The organism is Acaryochloris sp. CCMEE 5410 (assembly GCF_000238775.2).
Taxonomy (GTDB): Bacteria; Cyanobacteriota; Cyanobacteriia; order Thermosynechococcales; family Thermosynechococcaceae; genus Acaryochloris.
Genome location: NZ_AFEJ02000003.1, coordinates 21,769 through 36,672, shown reverse-complemented (window position 1 = coordinate 36,672; position 14,904 = coordinate 21,769). Strand labels below are relative to the sequence as shown.

Sequence of the window (14,904 nt, the reverse complement as noted above, 5' to 3'; positions counted from 1 at the left end):
GCTTAACCATGTGCCTTTACAGGAGCCTTTTATTACTGAGAGACATAGGAACATTAAGACTTGAGAACAGTGTGAGCCAGCCTAAAAGATATGGAGGACTTCCTATGACAGTCACAGATTTATCAGCAACTCAGGCGGTACAGTTTGAGGATAACCGGACTGGGCGGAGTGTGGAGACGATCAAGCGAGCATTCGCGGACAATTTGTTCTATGTTCAGGGTAAGATCCCCGCTACTGCAAGTCAGAATGACTACTATATGGCGTTGGCCTACACTGTTCGAGATCGCCTGTTGCAGCGTTGGCTGGCCACAGCAGAAACCTGTATGCAACCCCAGGTGAAGGTGGTGGCCTACCTTTCTGCAGAATTTCTGGAGGGGCCTCATCTAGGAAATAACTTGATTAACCTGGGAATATACGACGAAGTGAAACAGGCCATGACCGAATCGGGACTTGATCTGGATGTACTCCTTGAGCAGGAAGAGGAACCGGGATTGGGGAATGGGGGCCTTGGGCGACTGGTGGCTTGCTATATGGACTCTCTAGCGACGCAGGAGATCCCGGCTATAGGTTACGGCATCCGCTACGACTTCGGCATATTTGAGCAGGAAATTTGTGATGGGTGGCAGGTGGAGATCACTAATAAGTGGTTAAAATTTGGAAATCCATGGGAGATATCCCGGCCAGAAGAATCGGTATTAATTGGTTTTGGTGGTCATACAGATACGTTTACAGATTCTGAGGAACGCTACCATATTCGCTGGGTGCCACATAAGGTTGTTAAGGGTATTCCCTATGACACACCTATTCTGGGCTATCGGGTCAATACAGCCAACACACTGCGCCTTTGGAAGGCAGAAGCCCCTGAATCCTTTGAGTTTGATGCGTTTAATGTTGGGAATTATTACGATGCAGTTAACCAAAAGGTAGTGTCTGAAAGCCTCACAAAAGTCCTCTATCCTGATGACGAGCCAATTCAGGGTAAGCAATTGCGGTTAGAGCAGCAGTACTTTTTTGTGTCATGTGCGCTTCAAGATATGATACGCATTCACCTTGCAACAGGGAAGCGTTTGGAGTGCTTTTCTGAAAAATTTGCTGTTCAACTCAATGGCACCCATCCTTCTATTGGAATTGCTGAACTAATGCGCTTGTTGGTAGATGAGCATCATCTGGACTGGAACAAGGCTTGGGATATTACCCAAAAAACCTTCGCATATACCAGCCATACTCTTCTACCTGAAGCATTAGAGAAATGGTCTCTCAGCCTTTTCGAGAGTCTATTACCCCGACATCTGGAAATCATTTATGAAATCAATCAACGATTTCTGGATGTATTGCGGTTAAAGTACTTCAATGATGGGAAAAAGCTTTCTCAGCTATCCCTCATTGATGAGAGCGGTGAAAAGTTCGTACGTATGGCTCACTTGGCCTGTGTCGGCAGCCATACCGTTAACGGTGTGGCTGCACTCCAAAGTAACTTGCTCAAGCAAACGGTTCTGCAGGACTTCCATGAACTCTGGCCTGAGAAGCTCACCCACGTAACCAACGGAGTTACACCACGACGCTGGATGGCTTTGAGCAACCCACAGCTCACTGATCTGATTAGCCAAAAAATTGGAGATCGCTGGATCACTCATTTACAGGACTTGAAACAGCTAGAACCCCTGGCTGAGGACCCAACTTTTCGGGCTGCGTGGCAGCAGGTCAAACGACTGAAAAAGCAAGCCCTTGCCCAGCGAATCCTAGATCGAACTGGAATCACCGTCAACCCTGACTCGATGTTTGATATTCAGGTGAAGCGCATCCGCGAGTGCAATCGTCAGCATCTTAATGTCCTGCACATCATCACGCTCTACAACCGCCTCAAACAGAACTCAGATCTGGATCTTCCTGAGCGGACTTTTATTTTTGCTGGTAAGGCTGCACCTGACAATTTTTTGGCGAAGCTAATTATTAAACTGATTACATCTGTGGGGGATGTGGTTAACAATGATCCAGATATTCAAGATCGAATCAAGGTGGTATTTCTACCAGACTTTAATGTCACCAATAGCCAGCCTGTCTACCCCGCTGCTGACCTATCTGAGCAGATATCCACTGCCGGAAAGGAAGCCTCGGGGACAGGCAACATGAAGTTGTCTCTGAATGGAGCACTCACCATTGGAACGCTTGGCGGTGCTAACGTCGAAATTCGTGAGGCGGTTGGGGTAGAGAATTTCTTCCTCTTTGGACTCGCAGTTGACGAAGTAGTTCAGATAGAAGCCCAAGGGTATTCTCCCCGTGAGTATTGTGAGCACAATCCTGATCTTCTTCTGGCCATGCATCGGATTGAATCTGGTTTTTTTTCTCACGGTGATCGCAACTTATTTCGACCGCTCGTTGATGCGCTACTCTGCCATGACCCATATCTTCTTTGCGCCGATTATCAGTCCTACATCGAATGCCAAGAGCAGGTAAGTCAAGCCTATCTTGACCCAGATCATTGGGTTCGCATGTCTATCCTGAATACAGCTCGCGTGGGCTACTTCTCATCAGATCGTTCCATTCGGGAGTACGCCGAAAATATCTGGCATGTTCCGTCTATTCCAATTGAAATGAATTACTACACTCAGGACGATACTGCCTTATTTAATTGATTGATATTGACTGACACCCACATATGAGTTTAAACCTCTATTTTCTACGGCATGGTGAAACGTCCCACAGCCAGACTGGAGGGTATTGTGGAGAACTAGACCCAGAACTAACCCCCTCGGGTTTACAAATGGCGCAAGCCTTCAGGAATACTTACCAAAGGATCTTATGGGCTGCTGTTTATACAAGTCCCATGAAACGTACCATCGCCACAGCTATGCCTTTATGTGAGGCTACGGGGGTTGATCTGCAGCTTCGGGACGGTCTCAAAGAGATTAGCTATGGGGAATGGGAAGATCGATCTCCTGATTATGTACAGGCAAACTACGCTGAGGATTACGTCCGCTGGCTCACTGAACCAGCCTGGAATCCGCTTACAGGGGGAGAGACAGCAGTTCAAGTTGCCAGTCGTGCTTCGTTGGTGATTGCAGAAATCGAAGAGACTTTCCCTGCAGGCAATGTGCTAGTTGTTGGCCACAAAGCAACGATTCGCATTATGCTCTGTAGCCTTCTTGGGATTGACCTGGGTCGCTATCGTGATCGCATTGAGATGCTAGTCGCCTCTGTCAGTTTGGTAGAGTTTGATCGCCATGGTCCTATGTTGAAGCGCTTAGGAGATCGAGATCATTTACCATACCAGCTTCGTAACCGAATAGGCACATGATTATCCATGAAGATTCTCATCCATAATGTAGGTTTCAGTTGATAACATGGTAGTCCCATCGTACTTTTTTAACTTATCCGTAACCTAGTTCTCGTTCGACATCTGGATTATATTTACCTAAACTAGCTAGGCTATTGCATTTTGCTCGGTGAAGCAGCCGTTTTTGAGCTTCGGCAACTCGATTGCTATCCCCCTGCCAATAGTCGAGAGCGGGTTGCTGAATGGCACGTCCGTAGGAGAAGGTTATTGGCCAAGGGCATTGATCGTAAAACCGTTCATTCATAAGGTTTAAATGAGCTGAAGCTTGTTCATTGCTTTGACCCCCTGAAAGGAAGGCTATGCCAGTGACGGTTGCAGGCACATTCTTTAACAGACATTTAACGGTTGCCTCTGCAACTGCATCAATACTTGACTGATGACTACTTTCTTGGCCTGCAATGACCATGCTAGGTTTGAGCACCATTTGATCATACTCAATCCCTTGAGTATGAAGTTGATTAAAGACTGAATGCAGTGTCTGATCAGTAACCTCAAAAGACTGCTCTAGGGTGTGTTCCCCATCAATAAGGACCTCAGGCTCAACGATTGGAACTAGGCCACCTTCCTGACATAAAACAGCATACCGAGCTAGGGCATGAGCATTTGCTAACATGCAAGCATCACTTGGAATCTTATTCCCGATGGTAATCACAGCACGCCACTTAGCAAATCGGGCTCCCATCTTGTAGTACTCAGCAATGCGATCTCGCAAATTATCTAACCCTTCGGTCACCTTCTCGCCTTGATGGCCTGCCAAATCTTTTGCCCCTGTATCAACCTTTATGCCAGGGATCATACCCAAATTAGCAATCACTTGGGCAAAGGGCTTCCCCTCCTTAGTCGTTTGACGAATCGTCTCGTCAAAGAGAATAAGTCCACTTATATAATTTGCAAGATTGGGAGTGGTCAGAAGTAGCTCACGATAGGCTCTGCGATTTTCCTCAGTGGTTGGTATGCCCAGTTTTTCAAAGCGATTATTACAAGTGCCATTACTTTCATCAATTGCTAACAGACCTTTACCTCGGGTGACCATGGATTGGGCTATGGCTTTTAGCTCTTGAGCATAGACAGTCATTGCATGTCTCCTACTACGTATAAAAATCTTAGAGCTGATTTCTAAAGTAAATCTTAAAATACCTACATCCCCTGTGTGGTAATGACTATGACAGTTGCAAGCCCGATTAAAGTGAGTTCTTAAATTCTTGTTTCTAGAGGGTTTCAGCGACTTAATAAATCAGCTCTTAGGCTAAGGATTATTAATATAGTTTGCTACAAGATATCTTATATAGATTAGGAACAAAAGAGACAAAAAATCTATATTTTTTATCTAGAATAGGTTGCATAACTTTCCTCACAGGATATTAATGCCTTTTAATTACTAGAGATTCTAATTATTCACTCCATGTCGTTGATCTTAAACTTTATAAGTAAAAGCAATGTCAGATAGCAATACAACTTAGATTGTGAGCATGGTAAATAAGTTATTGATACTTTCCAAGTATCAATTCGCCTCAAAAATGGTATGAGTAATCAAGGCTAAATCTTTTAAGATATTATATAGGTACTATATTTTCTTTTTCGATGGCAACAGCCCATACTTAGGTCAGCAAATTTTAGGTGCTAGATGTAGCTCAAAGAATACCAAGAAATAGAGAAAATCAAAAATGTTTTTAGAGCTGATTTCTAAAGTAAATCTTAAAACGCCTGCGTTCTTTGTGATGCAATGATTATGGTGAGCTGCAAGTCTGACTCAAACTGATTTCTTAGATCCCTGTTTCTATAGGGTTTCAGCGACTTAAGAAATCAGCTCTTAAAGGATTGCAATAATTAAGGCTTATGATTCAAGTCTATAAATTATGCCGAATACTTCAGAAAATTTACTCAAACGGCTTTGTTGCATGAATCGATCCTTGCTGTGAGAAGGTTTCAGCGATCCAGATTGTCCAAAATGAATAAAAATCGAAGATTTTCCCCAGCTCTAAGCTCTGAAACCAATACTGTGACTAGCTTTATTTATGCAACAACGCCTACTCAAACTGTTTGTTGCAACCCTGAGAAAATTTTATAAAAGTAAGCTAAAAAAAACGAGTTTTGTAAGCTTCTGACCTAGAAATTTTGACCTCTATGATATATCTAAAAAACCTTAAATAAAAATAAATACCTGTTTTTTTAGATTGAGATTTTAATCATTTACTCAAAAGGTTTTTTGATTTACAGTTGAGTTAGATTCGCAATTTAGATAAAAATATGAAGTTAATTTGATGATTAAAAATCGTACTTAAAGGGTATAATTTATGGTTTTCTAACACTCTCAATCACAATCGATTACTACTGATTTTAGTTATGCAATATCTACATAGATAGAAATATACAATACCAGCACTTATACAAAAGCTATGGAGAGCAGAATTAGCATGCATAGTAAAGCCCCATGATATTTAGCGAACACTTTTCATTATTCTAATAATCACCATTTTCTTGCGGCAATTTTCGTTATCTCATTAAGCTTACTTTATCTGCTAAATATACAATTTTTTAAATAAATTTTGTTCTTTTAGTTTGTGTAGTATAGGGGTAATTAAGATAATTACTGAATTACATCTTCAACACATACTATTCAAAGTAATCGCAATAAATAGATTTCTTGGAGGTTAGTCAAAATTAACATTTACCCTGAAAAAAGATTGGGAATATTCTTTAAGATTTCTAAGTAATTAAAAGTCTTAAAGAATTGGCTCAATATTGCAATTTAGAACCTATAGAAACGGTTATAGTTCATCATTCCAATAATAGTTATGGTTTCCCTTCTACTATCACTACTACTCACTATCAAGTAAGGATCCACAAGCATGCAAACAGATTACCTAATCGTAGGCAGTGGCTTGTCAGCATTGGTTTTTGGTTCTCTAATAGCAAAAAGTGGCAAAACTGTTCGAATGTTAGAGGCCCATGAGCATCCAGGAGGTTTTGGGCATACATTTACAATGGCTAAAAAATATAGATTTAATGCCCAACTCCATTATGTATGGGACTGTGGTGAAGGGCAAACGGTGAATCGAGTACTCAAAAAATTAGGGTTGGCTCAGGAAGTAACCTTTGAGCGTTATGACCCAGATGGCTTTGACCATATGCGAATGCCGGGATATGCATTGGACATTCCCTCGGACTCAGACAAATTGATCCAGCGATTATCTAAGTTGTTTCCTGCCCATAGTGATTGTATTCGCCAATTCATCAACGAAGTTGAAAAAGCTGGTGCAGGCTTAAAAAAACTTGCGCCTCCTGTTAAGCCAATTGAACTGTTAAAGCATATAGAAGAGGTATCTTGTGCCGTCCAATACCTCAACAGCACACTTCAGGATGTATTTGATAGGTTCAAGCTGCCTCAAGCTGCTCAAACTCTATTAGCACTGCAATGGCCAGATTTTTTGCTACCTCCAAATCAACTGTCATTCTACGCCTGGGTTGCGTTATTCAGAGGTTACCAAGCAGGTGCATTTTACCCAACCCAGCATTTTGAGTATGTCATCACTTCGTTAGTCAAAGTACTTGAATCACACGGAGGACAGTTACTACTCAATCATGAAGTTACAAATTTCAGGGTCGTAGACCGAACAGTCACTGGCGTTGAGGTAATGGATCTAACTACCCATCAAACCCATGAATTCACGGGCAATAATGTGATTTGTAATATTGATCCCCAACAAGCCGCCAAGATGATTGGAGAATCACAATTTGCCCCATCTATTCGCCGAAAGCTGAGGTATGACTATTCAGCATCGAATTACATGGCATATTGTGTCATCAAAGATCTTGACCTGAGAGACTACGGATTTGGAAAATGGAATTTCTCTCATACGGGGCATGTAGATCTCAATGAAGCCTTTGCTCAAATGTATGAGTATAGCGACTATTCCAATCCCAGCTTCGCTATTACCACACCCACTTTGTTAACAGAAGAGAATCATGATTGCCCAGAGGACTGCCAGATTGTTGAATTTCTCACCGTTGCTAATTACAACTACTTCAAGCAATTACGAGAAAACGATCACAAAGCCTACAACCGCAAAAAGCAAGAAATTTTTGATTCCATCCTGAATGTTGTGGAAGAACACTATGTCCCAAATTTTAGGAAGCATATGGTTTTTCACATCACAGGCAGTCCTACAACCAATGAACGCTTTTGTTGGAGTCCTGCAGGTAATTCCTATGGCTCAAGCTTGACACCACAAAATATGGGGCTGGGGCGGCTGAACCATAAAACGTCCCTGAATCACTTTTACTTCTGCAATGCCTCGTCTGGATATCCAGGTTTTGCTCCTACCTTTTGGACGGGAGCATTACTGTATCAGCGCTTATCTGGTGACGTGTTTCTCGGCAACGGTTAAAGACGCTTTAGTAATATCCGCTCAATCAGTTAATTTAGGAGTTCGTGATGAGAATTGCAGTTATTGGCGGCGGCGCTGCTGGAATGGCCACAGCTTATCTACTCGATAAACTAGATCATCACATTACCGTATTTGAGCGGCAGCCCATACTAGGGGGACATATTCGGACTCTAAACAAAAACGTGAAACCCAGCCAATTTGAGTGCAATGAAATTTTGTGCAATGAAATTTTGGAAAGTGGACCTCTCGAATTTCCCGACGCATTTCATAACTTCGTCGCTCTCATGCAAGAACTAGAAGTGGAATTGGTACCTGTAAATGTTGGTTCAGAGTTGTTTCTCAAAGATAGCAGTAACTTTTTGTCAGATGTTGCGATTGAGAAAAACTTCAAAGGCATCCAACGTCTAATTGAATATCTTCGATTTAATAGTCTCCATGTTCGTTCAGCTGGATTATGGTTGAAAACTCGATTTACTGACATGGATGATTTCTACGATCAGTCACTATCTCGCTACCTGAAAGACGATAGTACCAGCAACCTCTGGCTCAAGTTGTTGACGATGTATAGCTACTCGATTCCCTTTAAACTCATCAATGACTTCCCTGCAGAATTAGCAATTCCTATGTTACGCGATTACCTCGCAGTCAACTGGCTGAGGGTTGAAGGAGGCGTATATACCTACATTGAAAAGATTCTAAAACGGTTTAAAGGCGAGGTTTTGCTCGATGTTCAAATTGCTAATATTTCCAGAAATCCAGATATTATCAGTATTGAGCAATCCCAGGGTGAAATTCAGGAATTTGATAAAGTTGTATTTGCCACACCACCTGACCAAGTAATGTCGCTGCTCTCAGATCCAACTGATGCTGAGCTTAGACGATTTTCAGCTTGGCAAGCCAATTTTGTAACCACTACAGTTCATACAGATACTTCAATGTATGACAAGTACGGCATCCGTCAACCTTCAGAATTTGATTTCTTTCAGACAGATACCCGATGGGGATATAACGGCTGCCTGAATCAACTTTGTGGTCTCCCTGCATCAGCAGAGCATTATTTCTTATCATTTCAGTTAGAAGAAATTATTGCCAAAGATAAGATTGTTCATATCCAGAAACATCACACCCCATTGTATACAACAGAGTCATTCCGATATCGAGATGAAATCGCTGCCACTAATGGGGAAAATAGTACCTACTATGTAGGAGCTTATCTTGGGGATGGTTTACATGAAGGTGCCATAACTTCTGCAATGAAAGTTGCCGATATGATTGGATAATCTTCGCTACAGTGATGAGCTTTTCATGATTTATGAATACTCTAAATTATTAAGAATTTAGAGTCACTATAGAGGAAATATAAATGACTTATTCCCCACACCATCAACAGAAAATATCAGAGCAGGACAATATTGCCAAGACCTATCAAAGATTAGCTAAAAGTTATGACTTTCTTGGGGAAAGACTTCTGGGCCTGATTTTAAGCCCCTTCGGCTACTTTAACTATCGAAAGCAAGCGATCTCGTCCATGCAGCTTCAACCTGGTGATACTGTGATCGATCTATGCTGTGGCACAGGTCTAAACTTCCCTCTGTTGGAAAAAGCGATTGGCTCTGAAGGCAAAATTATTGGTGTTGATCTAACAGCCGAAATGCTGGCCCAAGCTCACCAACGAGTAGAAGAAAATCACTGGAACAATGTAGAGCTTGTTCAAGCTAATGCAGCAGAGTATTCATTCCCTAAAGGAGTTGATGGGATTCTCTCGACATGGGCAATCACCCTCGTTCCTGAATTTGATCATGTGATTCAAAATGGTTGTCAAGCACTCTCTCCCGGAAAAAGGTGGTGCATTTTAGATTTCAAAAAGCCAAAAAATTGGTTGTCATTGTCGGCTCCATTGTTGTCTTACCCCTTTCTTCGACCCTTTGGTGCAAATTTGAAGGTGACAGATCGCCACCCCTGGGAACCGATCCAACAATATCTGCCAAAGTCTATCTTCACTGAGCTATTGATGGGCTTTGCATATATAGCTGTGGGCGAGAAAAGCCAAAAGGGAGAAAATTATGAATAGTACTTTAAAAGACCCAGTGTGTGGAATGTCTCTACAGGCGGACAGAGCACTAAGTGCGTTCTACCAGGAACAGGAAATCCACTTCTGCTCAGAATTTTGTCGCTACAAGTTTTTTGAGCATCCAGAGATCTACACTACGGCACTGGTGACGAGCAGCGATGAAGGCAATAGGGAGAATCGGAAAATTGCCTATTTCTCAATGGAAGTAGCAGTGGGTTCTGCTATCCCTAGTTATAGCGGTGGTTTAGGTGTTCTTGCTGGGGATACTCTAAAATCCTGTGCCGATTTGCAAGTCCCTATTGTTGGTGTGAGTTTACTTTATCACCAGGGCTATTTTGAACAGGTATTAGATGACTGGGGGGCTCAGGAGGAAAAGCCTGTGCAATGGGAGCCAGAGCGTTTTTTACGCCTCTTAACTGAAAGTATCACAGTCACGATCGAGCAACGATTAGTTCGAGTTCGAGCTTGGCAATATGATATCGTCGGCCTCAGTGGCTATACTGTCCCCCTTATCTTCTTGGACACTAGGGTTGAAGAAAATGCAGAGTTCGACCGTACACTGACTGACACTCTATACGGCGGTGATGAAACATATCGATTCGCCCAGGAAACCCTTCTAGGAATCGGTGGGATTAGAATGCTTGAGACTCTTGGTTATCAAGGCATTGAGCGATTCCATATGAACGAGGGACATGCCAGTTTGCTGGTTTTAGAACTCTTAAGCAAACAGCATAAGGGACAAACGTCAGAGTGGGACTATAACAGTATCAGAAGCCAATGTGTCTTCACTACCCATACCCCAGTTCCAGCAGGACATGATCAATTTCAATACGATTTGGTCCAGTCTGTTGGGGAGGAAATTGTGCCTTTAAATGTACTACAAATGCTGGCTGGTGACGATTGCTTAAATATGACGGTATTAGGGCTCAATCTGAGTCATTACGTTAACGGCGTAGCTAAGCGTCACGAAGAAGTCTCCCAAATAATGTTCCCCGCTCAGCCCATTCACCACATTACTAACGGTGTTCATTCATGGACTTGGACTTGTGATAGTTTTAGAATTCTTTTTGATCGTTATATTCCTGGTTGGAGTAAAGACCCTGCAATGCTCAGGCATGCGATCGATATTCCTAAAACTGAAATTTGGCAAGCCCATATTGATGCAAAAACTGAGCTACTTGAATTGATTAAAGTACGAACGAACTGTTCTCTGGAGATGAATGTTATGACAGTTGGGTTTGCTCGCAGATCCACTTCTTATAAACGAGTAGATTTAATTTTCTCTGATATTAATCGACTGAGAGAGATTACTGACAAAATAGGTCGCCTCCAATTTGTGTTTGCTGGTAAAGCCCATCCTAAAGATGATCCTGGTAAGGAATTGATTCGCCGAATCTTTAGGGTGGCTAACCAATTAAAGGGTGAAATCTCTGTAGTTTTTTTGCAGAACTACGATCTGGATCTAGCCAGAATACTCGTGTCAGGTGTTGACCTCTGGCTCAATACTCCACAGCGACCTTTAGAAGCCTCTGGTACCTCTGGCATGAAAGCAGCACACAATGGTGTTCCCAGTTTCAGCGTCCCGGATGGTTGGTGGATTGAAGGATATATCGATGGCGTGACGGGTTGGTCAGTTGGTTCACGGGAACAAGATGCCTCTGATTTGGAATCTCTAAACCAAGCGGATGGAGAGGACTTGTATTGGAAGATAGAGAACCTAATCGCACCCATGTTTTATCGTGAGCGGAAGCGATGGATCGATGTAATGCGGCAATCTATTGCTCTGAATGCTTCCTTTTTTAATACCCATCGTATGGTGCAGCAGTATGTGACAAATGCGTATCTATCTCGATCGTGAGCAATTTTTCTGATTGGGCTTGGTATTTTACAATCTGGAAGAAGTATATCTATAATAAATGCTAAAAATTGAGAATAAAGAGATGGTAGCATTACCAGGTCAAGTCATTTCTACTATCTTGAGCAATCGATTTCCCTGTCCAGTTTTCGCTGCCGGAAAAATTTCTAGAGAGCAAAATAATTATCGCCAGAAATTCAACAGCAAGGAGTGTTTCAAAATAATATTCTCAAAACGACTAAAGTTGCAGCAATCGGTAATGATCTCATCCTTAATAAAGGTGCATTGTTGAGAGGCTTTATGAATTTTTCTAAAAGACTCATTTTATAAGCCTTTCTCTGTATGGGTTTTATGCATTATTCAAAAATCTGCTCTACAATCTGCTGAATGGGGGCCATATTTCAGCAATACCTAGTTCCTTGTTTTTTTAGGAATGGTTTAATTTGTAGCTCCAGTGAAGTTGAAACCAATACTACTCGGCTCAAAGGTAGCGACGCCGCAACGAAGTGCCACGCAACGGCTAGAAGTTATACTCAGCAAGGGTTTTAAAAATATTTTTGTGGTTTTTGTTAACTTGCCCATAAATAGTGGTTGGCTCTTCGACAAAAACAACGGCAGAATAGGCATTCCAGGGCTTTTTTCTCATAAAACTTGCCCATAAATGACTGTTCTCGCGCAAGTTTGTAAAAATTTTTCTGGGATCACAGCCTAGTAAAGGTTACAACGATCGCGTGGCACTTTGTTGCAGCGTCGCTACCTTTGGGCCTACTCAATTCAAGTGTGGCTGAGTTCATCAAAGATTTAAAACATTGAAATTTAAATAATAAAATTCAATGTTTAACCAAAATATGGTTGTCGAACAATCAGTAATTTTTCTATGCCTTCTCATACTGGGAGGCTCCTCATCTCGACAGCCGCGATCACAGGAGAAATCTATGCAACCTACTTCCTATTTCTTGCTCTAAACCCCCAGATGACAGTAGTTTTTTAAGTTGTATCTCCCATCTCAATTGAACTAACGTTGCCCGAGTTGTGAATTGGAAAAGCTTTGTTTCTATTCTTCTTTTTTAGTCTTTAGGAATGGCTTCGTATATGACTCTAATAACTAAACTATATACAAAGCTGTTCACTCTAGGCGAGAGTTCAGGATTTGCAGTCAAACTGTTTAATTCAGAGTTTCACCTAAACTAATTCATTCTCTTTGGAGAAATTCTATGGACAAACAAATCCCTGCAATTAATGAACCTCAGAGTTCTCAAAGCGATATCTCAAATATCAAAAAGCGAGCCAAAGCAGCTATTGGATTGATGGTTATGTTTTTTGCCTGCCTGCTCGTTTGCCATTCTCCAAAATTAATTCACGAAGCCTTTAGCTATTTCTCTCGCTAACTGTTACGATCCGCAAACAGAATATCGGACCTATATTAAATGCGAATAAGCTGTAGTCTTTACTCAATAAGCATTTGAGATAATCTAAAGTGAGAGGTGTTTGATTTAAACCTCCACTTAATCTGAACGGATATGCCCGGTTATTTGGGTTTAATACTAGACATATCCGTCCGAATAAATACTGAATACCGTTTTTCTCGGAAACGATTGTCGTTAGGGGTTGTGTATGCCCATTTGCGCATCGTTAGTGACTATCAGGATGTCGATAATCAACAATCACATGGCGTACATTGGCTAGACAGCAACTGCCCTGGGGGTTATTTACTTCACAACCACAACGTTTTGTTTTGATGTGGGCCGTGATGATCTTGACGACTTGAGGATTTTCTGACCATTCCATTTCAGACTGAATCCGTTGTCTAGTCCACCCAAAGCAGTAGCAAACCGGGACATCATCTCTATTATCTTTTTGGAATACAGATACCTTCAAATCTTGCACGGTATAGGCACTGCCTTGATTGGAAAAGTAAACAACCGGGCATGCTGGCGTATCACAGAAGCGATAATCACTGCGTGGCTCTAAGCGCTCTAGGGCAGCGGGTTTAAGTAAACTTTTTAAGGTAATGAGTTGAATTGGCTTCCCTCGGCAGTTCCCCTGAGGACAGGTGAACGATGTCTTGGTAGAGGATGAAGGTGGACAACAACATTGGCTCATATAATCCTTATTCCCAGTCGTTAGTTTTGCTTGCGGCAATGGCAACGATAACGCCTGTAGGACCAGAAGGTCAGTCCTATCAAGGCTCCTAAAGCAGGCAGCAGAACATAATCGAGATAGCCGACCCACGCTCCCAAGCCCAACACACCCAGCCCAATGACCAAGATCGGCGTAAAACAGCAAAGCGCAACAACAACCGTTCCTGTCAAACTTGCAATCAGTGCATTTTTAGGCTTCATGTGGTTCTGCCTTAAGGAGATGGTTGTCATCATCGTGCTCAATGAAACCACAGACGCTGCCATTACACAGCTCTTCGGGGAACTCCTCTAAATCATCATCGGGGAGTACTGTCCTAATGCGTTGATATCGATTGGCTAGCTCTTGGCGCAAAACCACCATTTCCTGTATGTGCTGATCTAATGCAACCAGGTGTTGCTTTAGCATCTGACTAACGCGCTTGCACGGAGCTATGCCCTGCTCACTGAGGGCCAGGATCTGTTTGATTTCTTCTAAGGAAAGCCTAAAGCGCTTGGCTTTTTGAATAAACTGCAAACGTTCCTTAGCTTCTTGCGAATAGACTCGATACTGGGAACGGGTGCGCTCAGGAGCCTTAAGGAGTCCCTGGCTCTCGTAGTAGCGAATGGTTGATACTGGGACATCTGCCTGACGACTCAGTTCGCCGATCAATAATCCTTGATTCACGCTCATTAACCTCCTTGATGCCAGGGGAGCAGATTCCACTCTAGAGTTAACTTTGTCCAATACCAGCAGCAATCAGAGCATCTCGCGAGATTAACTGCTGGTTCTGACAACATTCCGTCAATTTGCCATCCACAACTACGGTTGGAACCCGGTGAATCCCGTACTGCGTAACCTTGTCTCGGCAAACATTGGTTGCACAGTCGTCTCGCAAGTCGTAAACCTGAACCTCGCAGTTGTTACAGGCCAGCTCCCGTATTAATTGAACCGCAGGGTCGCAGAGGGGGCATCCGGCAGTAAACACTTCAACTTGACGCTTGGCCATTGTTATTGCTCCTTTTTAAGCTATATATCCCTAACTTAGACCTTGAAGTTGGGTTTAAGGTCAAGGGTGCTTACAAATAGCCTATCTATGACAAAGCCTGCTCCAAAAGCATTAAGTTGGCGTTGTTCG

13 protein-coding genes are annotated in these 14,904 nt (G+C 42.5%); 7 read left to right on the top strand and 6 right to left on the bottom strand.

Features of this window, described 5'->3' with window-relative positions:
- The first annotated feature begins 104 nt into the window (after positions 1 to 104).
- A complete protein-coding gene (locus ON05_RS30410; RefSeq protein WP_010476500.1) occupies positions 105 to 2,633 on the top strand; it encodes a glycogen/starch/alpha-glucan phosphorylase in 2,529 nt (842 codons plus the stop codon).
- 23 nt (positions 2,634 to 2,656) lie between these two features.
- Positions 2,657 to 3,295 (top strand): histidine phosphatase family protein, encoded by a 639-nt coding sequence (locus ON05_RS30405; protein ID WP_010476501.1) that lies wholly within the window; start codon positions 2,657 to 2,659, stop codon positions 3,293 to 3,295.
- Positions 3,296 to 3,368: 73 nt separating this feature from the next.
- On the opposite strand, the gene ON05_RS30400 is transcribed toward ON05_RS30405, so the two are convergent.
- On the bottom strand, positions 3,369 to 4,409 hold the full coding sequence (locus ON05_RS30400; RefSeq protein WP_010476502.1) for a class I fructose-bisphosphate aldolase: 1,041 nt from the start codon (positions 4,407 to 4,409) through the stop codon (positions 3,369 to 3,371).
- Positions 4,410 to 6,183: 1,774 nt separating this feature from the next.
- On the opposite strand from ON05_RS30400, the gene ON05_RS30395 reads away from it, so the two are divergent.
- From ON05_RS30395 to glgP, 4 genes are all read left to right on the top strand, one after another.
- Positions 6,184 to 7,722 (top strand): NAD(P)/FAD-dependent oxidoreductase, encoded by a 1,539-nt coding sequence (locus ON05_RS30395; RefSeq protein WP_010476503.1) that lies wholly within the window; start codon positions 6,184 to 6,186, stop codon positions 7,720 to 7,722.
- Between the two features lie 47 nt (positions 7,723 to 7,769).
- Positions 7,770 to 9,002: an FAD-dependent oxidoreductase gene (locus tag ON05_RS30390; protein ID WP_010476504.1), complete on the top strand. Its 1,233-nt coding sequence runs from the start codon at positions 7,770 to 7,772 to the stop codon at positions 9,000 to 9,002.
- Between the two features lie 83 nt (positions 9,003 to 9,085).
- Positions 9,086 to 9,793: a class I SAM-dependent methyltransferase gene (locus ON05_RS30385; protein WP_010476505.1), complete on the top strand. Its 708-nt coding sequence runs from the start codon at positions 9,086 to 9,088 to the stop codon at positions 9,791 to 9,793.
- Positions 9,786 to 11,651 (top strand): alpha-glucan family phosphorylase, encoded by a 1,866-nt coding sequence (gene glgP, locus ON05_RS30380; protein ID WP_010476507.1) that lies wholly within the window; start codon positions 9,786 to 9,788, stop codon positions 11,649 to 11,651. Before ON05_RS30385 ends, glgP begins: the two co-directional genes overlap by 8 nt.
- A gap of 517 nt (positions 11,652 to 12,168) precedes the next feature.
- On the opposite strand, the gene ON05_RS30375 is transcribed toward glgP, so the two are convergent.
- Positions 12,169 to 12,294, bottom strand: coding sequence for a hypothetical protein (locus ON05_RS30375; protein ID WP_262562538.1), 126 nt, complete (start codon positions 12,292 to 12,294; stop codon positions 12,169 to 12,171).
- Between the two features lie 568 nt (positions 12,295 to 12,862).
- On the opposite strand from ON05_RS30375, the gene ON05_RS30370 reads away from it, so the two are divergent.
- Positions 12,863 to 13,036, top strand: coding sequence for a hypothetical protein (locus ON05_RS30370; protein WP_175307247.1), 174 nt, complete (start codon positions 12,863 to 12,865; stop codon positions 13,034 to 13,036).
- Positions 13,037 to 13,280: 244 nt separating this feature from the next.
- On the opposite strand, the gene ON05_RS30365 is transcribed toward ON05_RS30370, so the two are convergent.
- From ON05_RS30365 to ON05_RS30350, 4 genes are read right to left on the bottom strand one after another with little or no spacing between them, the layout of a single operon-like run.
- Positions 13,281 to 13,751: a putative iron-sulfur cluster-binding metallochaperone gene (locus ON05_RS30365; protein WP_010476508.1), complete on the bottom strand. Its 471-nt coding sequence runs from the start codon at positions 13,749 to 13,751 to the stop codon at positions 13,281 to 13,283.
- Positions 13,752 to 13,771: 20 nt separating this feature from the next.
- Positions 13,772 to 13,990, bottom strand: coding sequence for a mercury resistance system transport protein MerF (gene merF / locus ON05_RS30360; protein WP_010476511.1), 219 nt, complete (start codon positions 13,988 to 13,990; stop codon positions 13,772 to 13,774).
- A complete protein-coding gene (locus ON05_RS30355; protein ID WP_010476513.1) occupies positions 13,980 to 14,459 on the bottom strand; it encodes a MerR family transcriptional regulator in 480 nt (159 codons plus the stop codon). Before ON05_RS30355 ends, merF begins: the two co-directional genes overlap by 11 nt.
- A gap of 40 nt (positions 14,460 to 14,499) precedes the next feature.
- Positions 14,500 to 14,775 (bottom strand): thioredoxin family protein, encoded by a 276-nt coding sequence (locus ON05_RS30350; protein ID WP_010476514.1) that lies wholly within the window; start codon positions 14,773 to 14,775, stop codon positions 14,500 to 14,502.
- Positions 14,776 to 14,904: the final 129 nt, after the last annotated feature.

What these genes read in the sequence shown, in the direction of transcription:
- ON05_RS30355 (WP_010476513.1), bottom strand. Translation starts at nt 14,459, where the DNA reads ATGAGCGTGAATCAAGGATTATTGATCGGCGAACTGAGTCGTCAGGCA.
- ON05_RS30365 (WP_010476508.1), bottom strand. Translation starts at nt 13,751, where the DNA reads ATGAGCCAATGTTGTTGTCCACCTTCATCCTCTACCAAGACATCGTTC.
- merF (WP_010476511.1), bottom strand. Translation starts at nt 13,990, where the DNA reads ATGAAGCCTAAAAATGCACTGATTGCAAGTTTGACAGGAACGGTTGTT.
- ON05_RS30385 (WP_010476505.1), top strand. Translation starts at nt 9,086, where the DNA reads ATGACTTATTCCCCACACCATCAACAGAAAATATCAGAGCAGGACAAT.
- ON05_RS30370 (WP_175307247.1), top strand. Translation starts at nt 12,863, where the DNA reads ATGGACAAACAAATCCCTGCAATTAATGAACCTCAGAGTTCTCAAAGC.
- ON05_RS30400 (WP_010476502.1), bottom strand. Translation starts at nt 4,409, where the DNA reads ATGACTGTCTATGCTCAAGAGCTAAAAGCCATAGCCCAATCCATGGTC.
- ON05_RS30410 (WP_010476500.1), top strand. Translation starts at nt 105, where the DNA reads ATGACAGTCACAGATTTATCAGCAACTCAGGCGGTACAGTTTGAGGAT.
- ON05_RS30375 (WP_262562538.1), bottom strand. Translation starts at nt 12,294, where the DNA reads ATGAGAAAAAAGCCCTGGAATGCCTATTCTGCCGTTGTTTTTGTCGAA.
- glgP (WP_010476507.1), top strand. Translation starts at nt 9,786, where the DNA reads ATGAATAGTACTTTAAAAGACCCAGTGTGTGGAATGTCTCTACAGGCG.
- ON05_RS30390 (WP_010476504.1), top strand. Translation starts at nt 7,770, where the DNA reads ATGAGAATTGCAGTTATTGGCGGCGGCGCTGCTGGAATGGCCACAGCT.
- ON05_RS30350 (WP_010476514.1), bottom strand. Translation starts at nt 14,775, where the DNA reads ATGGCCAAGCGTCAAGTTGAAGTGTTTACTGCCGGATGCCCCCTCTGC.
- ON05_RS30405 (WP_010476501.1), top strand. Translation starts at nt 2,657, where the DNA reads ATGAGTTTAAACCTCTATTTTCTACGGCATGGTGAAACGTCCCACAGC.
- ON05_RS30395 (WP_010476503.1), top strand. Translation starts at nt 6,184, where the DNA reads ATGCAAACAGATTACCTAATCGTAGGCAGTGGCTTGTCAGCATTGGTT.